19 protein-coding genes and 1 tRNA gene are annotated in these 16,757 nt (G+C 58.4%); 2 read left to right on the plus strand and 18 right to left on the minus strand.

Annotated features, from left to right (window positions below):
• Positions 1-9 precede the first annotated feature (9 nt).
• The 12 genes from rlmN to trmJ all read right to left on the minus strand — a co-directional run bounded on the left by rlmN (position 10) and on the right by trmJ (position 8,937).
• Complete coding sequence (gene rlmN, locus V0R60_RS26090) at positions 10-1,155, minus strand: 23S rRNA (adenine(2503)-C(2))-methyltransferase RlmN (protein ID WP_136478033.1); 1,146 nt, start codon at positions 1,153-1,155, stop codon at positions 10-12.
• A gap of 28 nt (positions 1,156-1,183) precedes the next feature.
• Entirely contained in the window at positions 1,184-1,609 is a 426-nt protein-coding gene (gene ndk, locus V0R60_RS26095) for a nucleoside-diphosphate kinase (RefSeq protein WP_136478034.1), read from the minus strand.
• A 91-nt stretch (positions 1,610-1,700) separates the two neighbouring features.
• Positions 1,701-1,901, minus strand: coding sequence for a Fe-S cluster assembly protein IscX (iscX, locus tag V0R60_RS26100; protein WP_136478035.1), 201 nt, complete (start codon positions 1,899-1,901; stop codon positions 1,701-1,703).
• A 12-nt stretch (positions 1,902-1,913) separates the two neighbouring features.
• The gene (gene fdx, locus V0R60_RS26105) at positions 1,914-2,255 is read right to left on the minus strand and encodes an ISC system 2Fe-2S type ferredoxin (RefSeq protein WP_043864467.1); all 342 of its coding nucleotides are present in this window, start codon (positions 2,253-2,255) and stop codon (positions 1,914-1,916) included.
• Between the two features lie 3 nt (positions 2,256-2,258).
• Positions 2,259-4,121, minus strand: coding sequence for a Fe-S protein assembly chaperone HscA (gene hscA / locus V0R60_RS26110; protein ID WP_330080930.1), 1,863 nt, complete (start codon positions 4,119-4,121; stop codon positions 2,259-2,261).
• A gap of 42 nt (positions 4,122-4,163) precedes the next feature.
• A complete protein-coding gene (hscB, locus tag V0R60_RS26115) occupies positions 4,164-4,685 on the minus strand; it encodes a co-chaperone HscB (protein ID WP_136478037.1) in 522 nt (173 codons plus the stop codon).
• Between the two features lie 8 nt (positions 4,686-4,693).
• Positions 4,694-5,017: an iron-sulfur cluster assembly protein IscA gene (gene iscA / locus V0R60_RS26120; RefSeq protein WP_136478038.1), complete on the minus strand. Its 324-nt coding sequence runs from the start codon at positions 5,015-5,017 to the stop codon at positions 4,694-4,696.
• Positions 5,018-5,045: 28 nt separating this feature from the next.
• On the minus strand, positions 5,046-5,432 hold the full coding sequence (iscU, locus tag V0R60_RS26125; RefSeq protein WP_002552476.1) for a Fe-S cluster assembly scaffold IscU: 387 nt from the start codon (positions 5,430-5,432) through the stop codon (positions 5,046-5,048).
• A 46-nt stretch (positions 5,433-5,478) separates the two neighbouring features.
• Positions 5,479-6,693: an IscS subfamily cysteine desulfurase gene (locus V0R60_RS26130; protein ID WP_136478039.1), complete on the minus strand. Its 1,215-nt coding sequence runs from the start codon at positions 6,691-6,693 to the stop codon at positions 5,479-5,481.
• A 42-nt stretch (positions 6,694-6,735) separates the two neighbouring features.
• Complete coding sequence (gene iscR, locus V0R60_RS26135; RefSeq protein WP_136478040.1) at positions 6,736-7,227, minus strand: Fe-S cluster assembly transcriptional regulator IscR; 492 nt, start codon at positions 7,225-7,227, stop codon at positions 6,736-6,738.
• Between the two features lie 153 nt (positions 7,228-7,380).
• Entirely contained in the window at positions 7,381-8,163 is a 783-nt protein-coding gene (gene cysE, locus V0R60_RS26140) for a serine O-acetyltransferase (protein WP_136478041.1), read from the minus strand.
• The gene (trmJ, locus tag V0R60_RS26145) at positions 8,164-8,937 is read right to left on the minus strand and encodes a tRNA (cytosine(32)/uridine(32)-2'-O)-methyltransferase TrmJ (protein WP_136478042.1); all 774 of its coding nucleotides are present in this window, start codon (positions 8,935-8,937) and stop codon (positions 8,164-8,166) included.
• Positions 8,938-9,082: 145 nt separating this feature from the next.
• Between trmJ and suhB the strand changes: the two genes are divergently transcribed.
• Positions 9,083-9,901: a type III secretion system regulator SuhB gene (suhB, locus tag V0R60_RS26150; RefSeq protein WP_136478043.1), complete on the plus strand. Its 819-nt coding sequence runs from the start codon at positions 9,083-9,085 to the stop codon at positions 9,899-9,901.
• 85 nt (positions 9,902-9,986) lie between these two features.
• Here the strand turns inward: suhB and V0R60_RS26155 are convergent, their stop codons facing one another.
• The 6 genes from V0R60_RS26155 to queA form a co-directional block, all read right to left on the minus strand.
• Positions 9,987-10,535, minus strand: a complete 549-nt coding sequence (locus V0R60_RS26155) for a glycine zipper 2TM domain-containing protein (protein WP_136478044.1) — start codon at positions 10,533-10,535, stop codon at positions 9,987-9,989.
• Positions 10,536-10,655: 120 nt separating this feature from the next.
• On the minus strand, positions 10,656-11,567 hold the full coding sequence (gene secF / locus V0R60_RS26160; protein ID WP_330080929.1) for a protein translocase subunit SecF: 912 nt from the start codon (positions 11,565-11,567) through the stop codon (positions 10,656-10,658).
• Positions 11,568-11,576: 9 nt separating this feature from the next.
• A complete protein-coding gene (gene secD / locus V0R60_RS26165; RefSeq protein ID WP_330080928.1) occupies positions 11,577-13,442 on the minus strand; it encodes a protein translocase subunit SecD in 1,866 nt (621 codons plus the stop codon).
• Positions 13,443-13,505: 63 nt separating this feature from the next.
• Entirely contained in the window at positions 13,506-13,841 is a 336-nt protein-coding gene (gene yajC, locus V0R60_RS26170; protein ID WP_010223473.1) for a preprotein translocase subunit YajC, read from the minus strand.
• 46 nt (positions 13,842-13,887) lie between these two features.
• On the minus strand, positions 13,888-15,003 hold the full coding sequence (gene tgt / locus V0R60_RS26175; protein ID WP_168198526.1) for a tRNA guanosine(34) transglycosylase Tgt: 1,116 nt from the start codon (positions 15,001-15,003) through the stop codon (positions 13,888-13,890).
• A gap of 14 nt (positions 15,004-15,017) precedes the next feature.
• The gene (gene queA, locus V0R60_RS26180; protein WP_330080927.1) at positions 15,018-16,067 is read right to left on the minus strand and encodes a tRNA preQ1(34) S-adenosylmethionine ribosyltransferase-isomerase QueA; all 1,050 of its coding nucleotides are present in this window, start codon (positions 16,065-16,067) and stop codon (positions 15,018-15,020) included.
• A gap of 108 nt (positions 16,068-16,175) precedes the next feature.
• Here queA and V0R60_RS26185 point away from each other — a divergent pair.
• Positions 16,176-16,260: transfer RNA gene (locus tag V0R60_RS26185), tRNA-Leu, on the plus strand.
• Positions 16,261-16,757 lie beyond the last annotated feature (497 nt).

Genomic DNA, 16,757 nt, shown 5'->3' on the forward strand with positions numbered 1-16,757 from the left:
TTCCTCTCTTCAGTTCCGAGCAGCGCTGTCTTGCATATCACCATCAGCATTCAGCTGACGCACGGCGATATAGCGCTCGCTACGGCGGGTGCGGTCCATCACTTGACCTACCAATTGACCACATGCTGCATCGATATCTTCACCACGGGTGGTACGCACGGTTACGTTGTAGCCGGCGTGATGCAGGTGATCCTGGAAGCGACGAATGGCATTGTTGCTCGGCCGCTCGTAACCGGAATGCGGGAACGGGTTGAACGGAATCAGGTTGATCTTGCAGGGAACGTTCTTGAGCAGCTCGGCCATTTCCACGGCGTGTTCGAGCTTGTCGTTGACGTCTTTGAGCAGCGTGTACTCAATGGTCAGCACGCGCTTTTCGCCCAACTGCGACATGTAGTTCATGCACGCCTCGAGCAGGACCTTGAGTGGGTACTTCTTGTTGATCGGCACCAGTTCGTTGCGCAGCGCGTCGTTCGGCGCGTGCAGCGACAGGGCCAGGGAGACGTCGATGTGCTTGGCCAGCTCTTCGATCATCGGAACCACGCCGGAGGTGGACAGCGTCACCCGGCGCTTGGAAATGCCATAGCCGAGGTCGTCCATCATCAGGTGCATGGCAGCGACGACGTTATCGAAGTTGAGCAGCGGCTCACCCATGCCCATCATCACTACGTTGGTAATGGCGCGGTCGATGGTGGCTGGAACACTGCCGAACGACTTGTTGGCAATCCACACCTGACCGATGACTTCGGCGGCGGTGAGGTTGCTATTGAATCCTTGCTTGCCGGTGGAGCAGAAGCTGCAGTCCAGGGCACAACCGGCCTGAGACGAGACACACAGCGTGCCACGTTTACCCTGGGGAATGTACACGGTCTCGACACAGCTACCGGACGCCACACGCACCACCCATTTACGGGTGCCGTCGCTGGAGATGTCCTCGCTGACCACTTCCGGACCGCGAATCTCGGCAACAGCCTTGAGCTTTTCGCGCAGGGCCTTGCCGACATTCGTCATGGCGTCGAAATCATCGACACCAAAGTGGTGAATCCATTTCATTACCTGACCGGCACGGAAACGCTTCTCCCCGATAGAGTCGAAGAATTTTTCCATTTCCGGTTGGGTAAGCCCCAACAGGTTAGTTTTACCAGTCGATGTCGTCATGGATTCACCCTCACCCGTAAGCTTTCGCTTAGCGAGTGGTTACCTCGGTAGCTGCGAAGAAGTAAGCGATTTCGCGAGCAGCAGCGGCTTCGGAGTCCGAACCGTGAACGGCGTTGGCGTCGATGGACTCGGCGAAGTCAGCACGGATGGTGCCGGCAGCAGCTTCTTTAGGGTTGGTAGCGCCCATCAGCTCACGGTTCAGAGCGATAGCGTTTTCGCCTTCCAGAACCTGAACAACAACTGGACCGGAGATCATGAAAGCAACCAGGTCACCGAAGAAACCGCGCTCTTTGTGCTCGGCGTAGAAGCCTTCTGCTTCGGCTTTGGACAGTTGCTTCAGTTTCGAGGCAACGATTTTCAGGCCGGCTTCTTCGAAGCGAGTGGTGATCTTGCCGATCACGTTCTTGGCAACGGCGTCAGGCTTGATGATGGAGAAAGTACGTTGAACAGCCATGGTGAAACTCCAGAAACGTTGAGTGATGCGAAAAATTAAACCCGCGAATTATACGCGGGTTCTGGGGGATTGCCTAACCTGCCGAGTGCGCTCAGTCGGCTTCGTCGATCCAGGCCGCCTGGATGGCTTCGAGAACCTTCTCGCCACCCCGGCTAGGATCGTCACTGAATTCCGGCAATGCCAGCACCCACTGGTGCAGATCGACGAAGTTCACATAACGAGGATCGACTTCCGGCTTGCTTTCGGCAAGCTGGATTGCAATTTCAAGTACATCAACCCATTTCAGGCTCATGTCAGCTCCAGATCAATGCGGCGCTTCAGCAGCGTGGTTGAGGGAGTACTTGGGAATCTCGACGGTCACGTCTTCGGTGCCGACCTTGGCCTGACACGTCAGGCGCGACGTCGGCTCCAGGCCCCAAGCGCGGTCCAGATAGTCCTCTTCCAACTCGTCGGCTTCATTGAGCGAATTGAAACCTTCGCGAATGACGCAGTGACAGGTGGTGCAGGCGCAGACGCCGCCGCAGGCGCTTTCGATCTCGATGTGGTTGTCATGTGCCACTTCAAGAATGGACTTGCCCGTCTCGGCCTCTACGACCATGCCATCCGGGCAGAACTTCTCATGGGGCAGAAAAATCACCTGCGGCATCTGTTATTCCTCGATCTCATTCAGGTTGCGCCCGGCCAACGCGGCTTTTACCGTCGAATCAAGGCGACGGGCGGCAAAGGCATCGGTCACCTGCGACAGACGTTTGGTCTGTTGCTCGATGGCAGCGCCATCGGTGCCGTTGATCAAATCACGCAAGTCTTGCATCTGTTGTTCGATAGCCAGACGCTCTTCGGCGTCAAGCAGGCGGTCGCCATCAGCATCCAGGGCTCCCTGGACCGCTTCGAGCAGGCGCTCGGCATCAACCTGGTGCTCGCGCAGCTGGCGGGCAACTTTGTCGAAACCGGCATGCTCGAAGGAATCCTTGAGCATCCGGGCGATTTCGCCGTCGGTCAGGCCATAGGACGGCTTGACCTGAATGCTCGACTCCACACCCGAACCCAGTTCACGCGCGGAAACGCTGAGCAGGCCATCGGCGTCGACCTGGAACGTCACGCGAATTTTTGCAGCACCCGCCACCATGGCCGGAATACCACGCAATTCGAAGCGCGCCAGGGAACGGCAGTCGCTGATCAGTTCACGCTCGCCTTGCAGCACGTGAATCATCATGGCCGACTGGCCATCCTTGTAGGTGGTGAACTCCTGGGCACGGGCAACTGGAATGGTGGTGTTGCGCGGAATCACCTTCTCCATCAGTCCGCCCATGGTTTCCAGCCCCAGGGACAGCGGAATTACGTCAAGCAAAAGCAGCTCGCCGCCATCGCGACGGTTGCCAGCCAAGGTGTCAGCCTGGATTGCAGCACCGATGGCCACAACCTGATCCGGGTCGATCTCGGTCAGCGGAGTACGACCAAACAGCGTACCTACAGCCTCGCGCACACGTGGAACGCGGGTCGATCCCCCTACCATGACAACGGCGCCCACGTCTTCGAGCTCGACACCGCTGTCGCGCACGGCGCGACGGCAGGCCTTGAGGCTACGGGCGATCATTGGCTCGATCAGGGTATCGAAGGCACTGCGGGTCAACTCGGCCTGCCAGTTGCCATAGGCCACAGACACTGAATAGGCAGTGGTCAGGGCTTCCTTGGATGCACAAGCGGTTTGCAACAATTCGCGCTGGGCGCCTGGATCGAGATTCGAAGACAGGCCGGCCTGCTCGACAATCCAATTGGCAATTGCGTAGTCGAAGTCGTCACCACCCAGGGCAGTATCACCACCCGTAGCCAATACCTCGAACACGCCGCCCGTCAGGCGCAGGATCGAAATATCGAAGGTGCCACCACCCAGGTCGTAGATGGCCACCACGCCTTCGGCGTTCTGGTCCAGACCGTACGCCACGGCTGCCGCGGTAGGCTCATTGAGCAGGCGCAACACGTTCAGCCCAGCCAGACGCGCAGCATCCTTGGTGGCTTGACGCTGAGCGTCGTCGAAATAGGCAGGTACAGTGATGACCGCCCCCACCAACTCTCCACCGAGGGTCTCTTCGGCCCGCTGACGCAGCGCCTTGAGGATATCCGCTGAGACTTCCACCGGGCTTTTCGGGCCCTGAATGGTGTCGATGAACGGCATGTGCGACTCACCACCGACAAACCGATACGGAAGCTGCTCACCCAGTTGCTTCACGTCCGCCAGGCCACGGCCCATCAGGCGTTTGACCGACAATACAGTGTTAAGCGGGTCGCGAGCAGCAGCGTCGCGCGCCACCTGGCCGACATCGATGTGGTCGGCGTGGTAACGCACCGCCGAAGGCAGGATGACCTGGCCTTGGGCGTCGGGCAAGGGCTCGCTACGGCCGCTGCGCAGGGCGGCAACCAGGGAGTTGGTGGTACCAAGGTCAATACCCACCGCCAGGCGACGCTGGTGCGGTTGAGGGCTCTGACCGGGTTCGGCGATCTGCAGTAGGGCCATGCTTATCTGAATACCAGGGGCGCCGCCAAAGGCAGCGCCGGGTTAATCGTCGAGGCGCTCTTCCAACTGGCGCACTTCATAGGCGAGCTTTTCCAGAAACTGCATGCGGCGCATCAGGCGCTCGGCCTGTTCGCGCTGCGCAGGATCATTCCAGCAGGCAGCGAAGTCCTCGTTGAGCGCTTCCTGGGCGACTTTCAAGCGGCGCTTGAAAGCAGCGACGCCATCAAGGTCGGCACTATCCTGAAGATCTTCGAGTTCTTCACGCAATTGCATTTGCTGAAACAGAAACTCGGGATCGTGGACAGTGACTTCCTGCGGCACTTCGGCGCCGCTGATAGCCAACAGGTAGCGGGCACGCCGGGGCGCGCTCTTTAGCGTCTGGTAAGCCTCGTTCAGCGCAGCCGAACGCTCCAGCGCAACACGCTGTTCACGTTCGGAGGCATCGGCGAAGCGATCCGGATGAACCTCGCGGGCCAGTTCGCGATAACGAACGGCCAACTTGTCGAGGTCCAGGCGGAAGCCAGGTTGCAGGTCAAACAGGGCGAAATGACAAGGAGTACCCACGCGCAGCCTCAAACGTTGAAGCTTTCGCCGCAGCCACACTCACCGCGCACGTTGGGGTTGTTGAACTTGAAGCCTTCGTTCAACCCTTCCTTGACGAAATCCAGTTCGGTGCCGTCGAGATAGGACAGGCTTTTCGGGTCGATAATGACCTTTTCGCCGTGACTCTCGAACACTTGATCCTCGTCGTCTGGCTGATCGACGAATTCCAGCACATAGGCCAGACCCGAGCAGCCGGTGGTACGCACGCCAAGGCGAATACCAACACCTTTGCCGCGTCCGTCAAGAGAGCGCCGCACGTGGTTGGCGGCGGCTTCTGTCATGCTGATAGCCATCGAGACTCCTTACCTGCAACAGGCGAACTTAGAGCAAACCTTTCTTCTGCTTGTAATCGCGTACGGCTGCCTTGATGGCGTCCTCAGCGAGTACCGAGCAGTGGATTTTCACTGGCGGCAACGCCAGTTCTTCGGCCAGCTGGGTGTTCTTGATGGTTTCGGCTTCGTCCAGCGTCTTACCCTTCATCCACTCGGTGGCCAGGGAGCTGGAGGCGATGGCCGAACCACAGCCATAGGTCTTGAACTTGGCATCTTCAATGACGCCCTGCTCGTTAACCTTGATTTGCAGACGCATCACATCACCACACGCCGGGGCGCCGACCATGCCGGTGCCGACATCCGGATCTTCGGCATTCATCTTGCCGACGTTACGTGGGTTTTCGTAGTGGTCGATGACCTTTTCACTGTATGCCATGGTGCAATTCCTTCCTCATCAGAGAGCCGCTCTTGCCGGCGACTACTTAGTGCGCAGCCCACTCAATCTTGGAGATGTCGACGCCGTCTTTGTACATATCCCACAGCGGCGACAGTTCGCGCAGCTTGGTTACGGCCTCGCACACCTTCTGCGCGGCGTAGTCGATTTCTTCTTCGGTGGTAAAACGACCGAAGGTGAAGCGGATGGAGCTGTGAGCCAGCTCGTCGTTGCGGCCCAGGGCACGCAGAACGTAGGACGGCTCAAGCGATGCCGATGTACAGGCCGAACCCGAAGACACTGCCAGGTCCTTGAGGGCCATGATCAGCGACTCGCCTTCGACGTAGTTGAAGCTCAGGTTCAGGTTGTGCGGAATACGCGCAGTCATGCTGCCGTTGATGTACAGCTCTTCCAGACCTTCAACCTGCTTGTAGAAACGATCGCTCAACGCCTTGATACGCGCGTTCTCGCTGGCCATCTGCTCTTTGGCGATGGCGAACGCTTCGCCCATGCCAACGATCTGGTGGGTAGCCAGGGTGCCCGAACGCATGCCGCGCTCGTGACCGCCGCCGTGCATGGTGGCTTCCAGGCGTACGCGAGGCTTGCGGCTGACGTACAGCGCGCCGATACCTTTTGGACCGTAGGTCTTGTGTGCCGAGAACGACATCAGGTCGACTTTCAGCTTCTGCAGGTCGATCTCGACCTTGCCAGTGGACTGGGCAGCATCGACGTGGAACATGACGCCACGTGCGCGGGTCAGTTCGCCAATGGCAGCGATGTCGTTGATGGTGCCGATTTCATTGTTCACATGCATGATCGACACCAGGATAGTGTCGTCACGCAGGGCAGCTTCGACCATGGCCGGGGTAATCAGGCCATCGGCGCCTGGCTCGATGTAGGTGACGTCAAAGCCTTCACGCTCCAGTTGACGAGTGCTGTCCAGGACAGCCTTGTGCTCGATTTTGGAGGTGATGATGTGCTTGCCCTTGGTGTTGTAGAAGTGCGCAACGCCCTTGATTGCCAGGTTGTCGGACTCGGTAGCACCGCTGGTCCAGACAATTTCCCGCGGATCGGCATTAACCAGGTCAGCGACCTGGCGACGAGCATTCTCGACCGCTTCTTCGGCTTTCCAGCCAAATACGTGCGAACGCGACGCCGGGTTACCGAAGTTTCCATCGACCAGCAGGCAATCGCTCATCTTCTGAGCAACGCGTGGGTCGACCGGTGTGGTCGCGGAGTAATCGAGGTAGATCGGCAACTTCATTGAATATCTCCTATCAGGCGGTCGCGCCGCGCGTCGAAACGGTCATTCGACGGCTGACGTCTCAATCTTGTCCAGCTGCGGTGCCCGGCCTGCAATACGACGCAGGTCCTGGCGCTGGGCGACTTCTTGTACCTCACGGCGAGTAACAAGGTCAGCCAGGCTAATGCCGCTGAGAAACTCGTGAATCTGCTGGCTCAGGTCACACCACAGATGATGGGTCAGGCAGGTATCACCGGCGTGACAATCGCCCAGGCCTTGACAGCGTGTTGCATCGACCGATTCATTGACCGCGTCGATGACCTGGACAACCTGAATGCTCTCCATGCTTCGCGACAGTTGGTAGCCGCCGCCAGGGCCGCGCACACTGGAAACCAGACTGCTGCGGCGCAGCTTTGCAAACAGCTGCTCCAGATAAGATAAGGAGATGCCTTGGCGCTCGGAAATGTCGGCCAGAGACACCGGCCCATGCTGCGCGTGCAACGCCAGGTCGAGCATGGCGGTCACGGCGTATCGGCCTTTTGTAGTCAGTCGCATGGCTAGTAGGTACCACGGGGTTACGGGATGGGAGCGAGTATGCAATTCCCGAGCATTTAAGTCAACTATAAGACCTAGTGCTTTAGTCGGGTTTGCCGCAAGAGGGCGGCCGAATGATAGCAAACTAAGGGGCGCGTGCGCACGCCCCTTCTATCAATGAGCCGACGCGTCGCTGCGGGCTTCGTCCTTGATCTGGGCAAAATCTTCTTCGCGCAATACCGGCAAGTCCTTGGCGCAGTAGTCACTGCCAAGATTTTTCAACGCGCCGCACATGTCTTCCAGCTTGCCGTCCACTGCCTGCAGATGATCGAGAAGCTGACCAATGGCGCGCGCGACCGGGTCGGGCATGTCTTCGCTGACGCCGTAGGCATCGAAACCGATCTTTTCGGCCATTGCCTTGCGCTTGGCTTCGACCTCAGCGTCGGTCTTGACGATGATTCGTCCCGGAATACCGACGGCTGTAGCACCTGCCGGTACCGCCTTGGTAACCACGGCGTTGGAACCGATCTTGGCCCCAGCGCCCACGGTAAACGGACCCAGCACCTTGGCGCCTGCCCCCACTACAACACCATCTTCCAACGTCGGGTGGCGCTTACCTTTGTTCCAACTGGTGCCGCCAAGGGTCACGCCCTGGTACAGAGTGACGTCGTCACCGATCTCGGCCGTTTCACCGATCACGATGCCCATACCGTGATCTATGAAGAAGCGCCGACCGACTTTGGCACCCGGGTGAATCTCGATACCGGTCATCCAGCGGCCGAAATTCGACACCAGCCGTGCCAGCCACTTCCAGTCACGCTTCCATAGCGCATGCGCCGCCCGATGCAGCCAGATCGCATGCATACCCGGGTAGCAGGTCAGCACTTCAAAGGCATTGCGCGCCGCCGGATCGCGGTGGAAGACGCTCTGGATATCCTCACGCAGACGCTCGAACATTTACTGATCCTTGCGCTTATGCGGCTCGCCACGGGCCACTTTCTGGGTCTCCGTAAGAATGCCGCGCAAAATACTCATTTCTGAACGATTGACTGAGCTACGCCCATACAGCCGACGCAACCGCGGCATCAGGTGCTTGGGCTTCTCTGGATCCAGGAAACCGATATCGACCAGGGTCTTTTCCAGGTGCTCGTAGAACAGCTCCATTTCATCCATGGTCGCCAATTCACTGCTGCGCACCGAAGTCACTTCGAATTTTTCGACTTTCGATGGCTGGCCTTCAGCGGCGAGCCAGGCCATGCGCACCTCATAGGCCAGCACTTGCACTGCCGCCGCCAGATTCAGCGAACTGAAGTCGGGATTGGAGGGAATGTGCACATGGAAATGGCAGCGCTGCAGCTCTTCATTGGTCAGACCGGCATATTCACGACCAAACACCAGGGCGATCTCCTCACCCTCGCCAGCATGTTCGATGACCTTGGCCCCGCATTCGCGCGGATCGACCAACGGCCAGGGAATGCGTCGCTCTCGCGCACTGGTGCCAAACACCAGGTTGCAACCGACCAACGCTTGCTCAAGGGTGGCAACCACTTGGGCACCGCCGAGTACATCATCGGCACCCGACGCACGGGCATCGGCCTCATGGGAAGGGAAATCCTGTGGATCGACCAGCACCAGACGCGACAAGCCCATGTTTTTCATGGCACGCGCAGCGCCGCCGATATTGCCGGGGTGGCTGGTATTGACCAGAACAACACGAATATTTTGCAGCAAGGCGAGCGCTCACAGACACGGAAAAGAAGGAGCAAATCTTACAGAACGCACCGACTTTACGCTACGAAAGCAAATGTCGCTCTTCTGTGCGCAGAGTTTTCTGTTAGAATGTTCGGCTTTCTTTAACGACCCAGGTGAAACGTCCATGCAGCCCATGCTGAATATCGCGCTGCGCGCCGCCCGCAGCGCCAGTGAATTGATTTTCCGCTCCATCGAGCGCCTGGATACCATCAAGGTTGATGAAAAAGACGCCAAGGATTACGTCTCGGAAGTCGATCGCGCGGCTGAGCAGAGCATCATCAATGCCCTGCGCAAGGCATACCCGAACCACTCCATCTACGGTGAAGAAACCGGCCTGCACGCTGGTAGCGGCGAAGAAGGCAAGGACTACCTGTGGATCATCGACCCACTGGACGGTACTACCAACTTCCTGCGTGGCGTTCCGCACTTTGCTGTCAGCATCGCCTGCAAATACCGCGGCCGCCTCGAGCACGCCGTTGTACTGGATCCTGTCCGCCAGGAAGAGTTCACCGCCAGCCGTGGCCGCGGCGCGCAACTCAACGGCCGTCGCCTGCGTGTAAGCTCTCGCACCAGCCTGGAAGGCGCCCTGCTGGGTACCGGCTTCCCGTTCCGCGACAACCAAATGGCTGACCTGGATAACTACCTGGGCATGTTCCGCGCCCTGGTCGGCCAGACCGCCGGCATCCGCCGCGCTGGCGCCGCAAGCCTCGACCTCGCCTACGTGGCCGCAGGTCGCTTCGATGCCTTCTGGGAGTCGGGCCTGTCGGAATACGACATGGCTGCAGGCGCGCTGCTGATCCAGGAAGCTGGCGGCCTGGTGAGCGACTTCACCGGTGGTCACGACTTCCTCGAGAAAGGCCACATCGTTGCTGGCAACATCAAGTGCTTCAAGGCAGTTCTGACCGCTATCCAGCCGCATCTGCCGGCCTCGATCAAGCGCTAAGACAAGCTCCAAAAAAAAGCCCCGTTATTCGGGGCTTTTTTTTGGGCGAGGACTTATCCACACCCCTTACCTTGGCAGCGAGTGATTATTGACCCGGCTGGGCTTCACTCAACATCAGCTTGCCTTCTTTATCCAACGGGATTTGCGAGCCAGGGTCACGGTCCATACGCACCTTGCCAACCTTGTCTCCAATCGAATACTTCACGTCATAACCAACCACTTTCTCGCTCAAGTCATTGACCGTATTGCAGCGAGTTTGCGTAGTGGTGTAGGTATCACGCTCCTGCATACCTTCCTGCACCTTGTTACCGGCATAACCGCCACCAACAGCACCTGCTACCGTCGCAATCTTCTTACCGGTACCACCGCCAACCTGGTTACCCAGCAGACCACCCGCTACAGCACCCAGCACGGTGCCAGCAATCTGATGCTGATCCTTCACCGGCGCCTGACGTGTAACGGTGACGTCCTTGCACACCTCTCGCGGAGTCTTGACGGTCTGCTTGACCGGCTGCACTGCCAACACCTCGGCATATTCCGGCCCACCCTTGACCAGGCTGTAGGTGGCTACAGCACCTCCGGCAGTCACACCGACCGCACCCAGAACCGCACCCACCAACATTGACTTGTTCACGTGAACCTCCTGATCGTACCTACGGGACATTGCCCGCTTTCTCCTTGCCTTGGAGCATAAAAAAAGGCGCGAGTTCAATACTCGCGCCTTCTTCTAAGACGAACAGTGTAGGAGACGTCGTTATGGACGGTCGTCTACACCCTCAGCCTTGACGGCAGGAATCAGGTCTTCACTGCTCAGGTTCAGCCAGATCAGCACGACGTTGGCGATATAGATCGACGAGTAGGTACCCGCCATTACACCAATGAACAGTGCCAGCGAGAAACCCCACAGATTGTCGCCGCCGAAGAACAGCAGCGCGGCGATAGCCAACAAGGTCGAGATCGACGTTGCGACCGTACGCAACAGGGTCTGAGTGGTCGAAATGTTGATGTTGTCGATCAGCGAAGTCTTGCGCAGTACACGGAAGTTCTCGCGCACCCGGTCGAATACAACGATGGTGTCGTTGAGCGAGTAACCGATGATCGCCAGTACCGCTGCCAACACTGTCAGGTCAAAGGTGATCTGGAAGAACGACAGAATCCCCATCGTCACCACCACGTCGTGGATCAGCGACAGAATCGCGCCCAAGGCAAATTTCCACTGAAAGCGGAATGCCAGGTAGATCATGATGCCACCAAGGGCCAGAAGCATACCCAGGCCACCCTGGTCGCGCAGCTCCTCACCCACTTGCGGGCCCACGAACTCGACGCGCTTGACCACGGCGGGGTTGTCGGTATTGACCTTCTTCAGTGCCTCGGCGACACGGTTACCCAACAGCGGATCATCACCTGGCATACGCACAAGCAGGTCCGTGGTGGCACCGAAGCTCTGCACCACAGCGTCGTGGAAGCCAACCTTGCCGAGTTCTTCGCGAACCTCGCCGAGGTTGGCTGGACGCTCGTAGGTCAGCTCGATGAGCGTACCGCCGGTGAAGTCCAAACCGAAGTTGAGACCTTTATAGAACCAGCTGAACAGCGCCAGAACCGTAAGAAGCAGGGTGATGCCGAACGCAACGTTGCGCACACCCATGAAGTTAATGGTACGTAACATGGCAGCCCCTTAAACCCACAGCTTCTTGATATCACGCCCACCGCAGGTCAGGTTGACCATTGCACGGGTAACCATAACGGCCGTGAACATCGAGGTGAAAATCCCGAGGGACATGGTAACCGCGAAGCCCTTGACCGGACCGGTACCCATGGCGAAGAGGATACCGCCGACCAGCAAAGTGGTCAGGTTGGCGTCGACAATCGCTGTATAGGCACGGTTGAAGCCTTCGTGGATGGCGCGCTGCACCGACATGCCATTGGCAAGTTCCTCTCGAATACGCGAGAAGATCAGTACGTTGGCGTCGACCGCCATACCCATGGTCAGAACGATACCGGCGATACCTGGCAAGGTCAGGGTTGCGCCCAGCAGAGACATCAGTGCCAACAGCATGACCATGTTACCGGCCAGGGCGATGGTGGCGATCAGACCGAAGAAGCGGTAGATAGCCATGATGAACAGCGACACGAACAACATGCCCCACAAGGATGCATCGATACCTTTAGTGATGTTGTCGGCACCCAGGCTTGGGCCAATGGTGCGCTCTTCAGCGAAGTACATCGGAGCAGCCAGGCCACCCGCACGCAGCAGCAAAGCCAGTTCCGACGACTCACCCTGGCCATTGAGGCCGGTGATGCGGAATTGGCTACCCAGTGGCGACTGAATGGTTGCCAGGCTGATGATTTTCTTCTCTTCGGTGAAGGTCTGGACAGGAACGTCTTTTTCAACACCATCAACCATCTGCTTCACGTAGCGCGTGGTAGGACGCTGCTCGATGAAGATCACCGCCATGCTGCGACCGACGTTGCTGCGGGTTGCGCGGCTCATCAGCTCACCACCATGACCATCCAGGCGGATGTTCACCTGTGGACGACCCTGCTCATCGAAGCTGGCTTGAGCATCGGTCACCTGGTCACCCGTGATGATCAGGCCACGCTCGACCGCTGCAGAACGACCACCTTCACGGAACTCGAAGGTTTCGGTGGTCGCTTTCGAAGCCCCTGGCTCGGCACCCAGACGGAACTCGAGGTTGGCGGTCTTGCCCAGAATACGCTTGGCTTCGGCAGTATCCTGCACGCCTGGCAGCTCAACCACGATGCGGTTCGCACCCTGGCGCTGCACCAGCGGCTCGGCAACGCCAAGCTCGTTGACGCGGTTACGTACCGTGGTCAAGTTCTGCTTGATCGAGTATTCACGGATTTCCGCGACCTTGGCCGGGGTAATCGCCAGACGCAGCACCGACAGGCCATTACGCTCGGTGGTGGTCAACTCGAAATCATTGAAATTCTTGCGGATCAGGCTACGGGCCTGCTCGCGGGACGCATCATCGGAGAAGCCCAGCTGAATACCGCCATCAAGTTGCGGCAGGCTGCGATAGCGCACGCGCTCTTTGCGCAGCAGACTTTTGACTTCACCTTCGTAGACTTTCAGGCGGGCCGACATGGCCTTGTCCATGTCCACTTCAAGCAGGAAGTGCACACCACCAGAAAGGTCCAGACCCAGCTTCATCGGGCTCGCACCCAGATTACGCAGCCATTGCGGGGTGGTCGGAGCCAGGTTCAGAGCTACAACATAGTCGTCGCCCAGTGCCTTGCGCACTACATCCTTGGCTGGAAGTTGATCTTCCTGCTTGGTCAGACGCAACAGTGCGCCCTTGCCTTTCTCGCCCAGGCTTGCGGCCTTGACCTGGATACCGGCATCGACGAGCGCTTTGCTCGCGCGATCCAGATCCGCCTGAGTGACCTGCAACGCCGTGCTGGCACCACTGACCTGTACGGCCGGATCATCAGGATAGAGGTTGGGAGCGGAATAAATAAAACCGATCGCCAGTACCACCAGGATCAGTACGTATTTCCACAGAGGGTATTTGTTCAGCATCACGCCGCCCGTTCAAGACGCGGGGCGCCTTGCGCGCCCCGTCGATTGGAAAAAAACTGAAACTTAGATCGCTTTGAGCGTACCTTTTGGCAGGGTCGCGGCAACGGCGCCCTTCTGGAACTTCAGTTCAACGTTGTCGGAAACTTCCAGTACAACGAAGTCATCGGCAACTTTGACGATCTTGCCAGCGATACCACCGTTGGTGACAACCTCATCACCTTTTTGCAGGTTGCTCAGCAGGTTTTTCTGCTCTTTGGCACGTTTGGCCTGTGGGCGCCAGATCATCAGGTAGAAGATAACCAGGAAACCGACCAGGAAAATCCACTCGAAACCGGTTCCGGCTGGACCGGCGGCAGGGGCTGCGGCGTCCGCGTAAGCGGCGGGGATCAGAAAGCTCATTTAGCACTCCAGTTGCAATCAGTACTTGTTAGGGATCGACAAAACATCAGTCCAAGGGCGGCACAGGAAGCCCGCGCTTAGCGTAAAAGGCATCGACAAAGGCGGCCAATGTACCTTGTTGAATAGCCTCGCGTAAACCAGCCATCAAGCGCTGGTAATGGCGCAAGTTGTGGATCGTATTCAACATGCTGCCCAACATTTCGCCGCACTTATCCAAGTGATGCAGATAAGCACGGGAGAAGTTCTGGCAGGTGTAGCAGTCACAGGTCGGATCCAGAGGCGAATCATCATGACGATGGAACGCGTTACGGATTTTTAGTACGCCGGTATCGATAAACAGATGACCGTTACGCGCGTTACGCGTAGGCATCACGCAATCGAACATGTCGACGCCGCGGCGCACACCCTCAACGAGATCTTCCGGCTTGCCTACCCCCATAAGGTAACGAGGTTTGTCAGCCGGCATCTGGCCTGGCAGGTAATCCAGCACCTTGATCATCTCGTGCTTGGGCTCACCTACCGACAGACCGCCAATGGCAAGGCCATCGAAGCCGATCTTGTCCAGGCCTTCGAGCGAGCGCATGCGCAGGTCATGGTGCATGCCACCCTGGACGATGCCGAATAGCGCTGCAGTGTTGTCACCATGCGCATTCTTCGAACGCTGGGCCCAGCGCAGCGACAACTCCATGGAAATGCGCGCGACATCTTCATCGGCCGGATACGGGGTGCACTCGTCGAAGATCATTACCACGTCAGAGCCCAGGTCACGCTGAACCTGCATCGACTCTTCCGGCCCCATGAACACTTTGGAACCGTCGACTGGCGAGGCGAAGGTGACGCCCTCCTCCTTGATCTTGCGCATCGCACCCAGGCTGAACACCTGGAAGCCACCGGAGTCAGTGAGAATCGGACCTTGCCACTTCATGAAGTCGTGCAGGTCGCCGTGCGCCTTGATTACCTCGGTGCCTGGTCGCAGCCACAGGTGAAAGGTATTACCCAGGATCATCTGCGCACCGATGGCCTCGATATCACGCGGCAACATGCCCTTGACCGTACCGTAGGTGCCTACCGGCATGAACGCCGGGGTTTCGACCACACCACGGGGGAACGTCAGGCGGCCACGACGGGCCTTGCCGTCGGTGGCCAGCAATTCGAAGGACATACGACAGGTGCGACTCATGCTTGATCCTCGGGGCCGCGCGGCGCCGGATTGCGGGTGATGAACATGGCATCACCGTAACTGAAGAAGCGGTACCCGTGTTCAACCGCCGCGGCATAGGCAGCCATGGTCTCGGGGTAGCCGGCGAATGCCGAAACCAGCATCAACAGCGTGGATTCAGGCAAATGAAAGTTGGTAACCAGGGCGTCGACTACGTGAAAGGGGCGGCCTGGGAAAATGAAGATGTCGGTGTCACCACTGAACGGCTTGAGCACGCCGTCGCGGGCAGCACTTTCCAGCGAACGCACGCTGGTGGTGCCCACGGCAATTACCCGACCGCCACGCGCACGGCAAGCGGCCACGGCGTCGACCACGTCCTGACCCACTTCCAGCCACTCTTTATGCATGTGGTGGTCTTCGATGCGCTCGACACGCACAGGCTGGAAGGTACCCGCGCCGACGTGCAGAGTGACAAAGGCGGTTTCCACGCCCTTGGCAGCAATCTTGGCCATCAGTTCTTCGTCGAAGTGCAGCCCTGCAGTCGGCGCGGCAACAGCACCAGCGCGCTCGGCATACACCGTCTGATAGCGCTCACGGTCAGCGCCCTCATCTGGACGATCTATATAAGGAGGCAGCGGCATGTGGCCGACGCGATCGAGCAGCGGCAACACCTCTTCGGCAAATCGCAGCTCGAACAAGGTGTCGTGACGAGCCACCATCTCGGCCTCGCCACCGCCATCGACAAGAATCTGTGTGCCTGGCTTGGGCGACTTGCTCGAACGCACGTGGGCCAGCACTCGATGACTGTCCAACACCCGCTCGATCAGAATCTCCAGCTTGCCGCCGCTGGCCTTCTGGCCAAATAGCCGCGCAGGAATTACCCGGGTATTGTTGAACACCATCAGGTCGCCCGGACGCAGATGCTCGAGCAAATCGGTGAACTGGCGATGAGCCAGAGCCCCGCTCGGACCATCCAGGGTCAACAGTCGGCTACTGTGGCGCTGCGCCAAGGGATGGCGAGCAATCAGGGAATCAGGAAGCTCAAAAGAAAAATCAGCAACGCGCATGATGGTGTTCGGTTTGGCAGGGCCGCAAAGTTTAGCCGAAAAGACAAAAATTAACCATGAAAGCTGATTGACCAACGGTAATGACCTCTCTATACTTCGCCGCCACAAGCCCTGATGGCGGAATTGGTAGACGCGGCGGATTCAAAATCCGTTTTCGAAAGGAGTGGGAGTTCGAGTCTCCCTCGGGGCACCATCTGCAGTACATAGACGACTACCAGCGTCTAGGTAACATCTCTAAAGCCCGCTAACTGCGGGCTTTTTAGTCTCTGGGGTTTGCCCCCCTCCTCGCAAGCCGATGACCCCCAACCTTGTGGTAAACAAACCATCGCAGATGGTGACAAGCCGACCCGGCGTAATGCCGTGGGCCACGATGGATGAAATCGATTTTAAGCAGTGCCTAGAACCCTCCAGCTGAACGCTGGAAGAGCGCTGTCAGAGAAAGCTACGCAAGGTAGCCAGACCCCGCGGGAGAAGCTCCAGGAGCGTTACAGCGCTATGGCTGGCGCATGAGGGGTGTCTTGCGGCGTAGCACCACAAGCTGTTGCGCAAGCATACAGATGTCCAAGACCACCCTACGGGGCCCCTACGAGGTGTTTTTTTTGCCATCGATTTACTGGAAGGGATGGTATCGCCGGGCACGCTCGCTACCACAGCGGCGAGGTGTGCGATGCCGGAAAAGACAAAACCCCT

Source organism: Pseudomonas auratipiscis (genome assembly GCF_036324085.1).
GTDB lineage: Bacteria > Pseudomonadota > Gammaproteobacteria > Pseudomonadales > Pseudomonadaceae > Aquipseudomonas > Aquipseudomonas auratipiscis.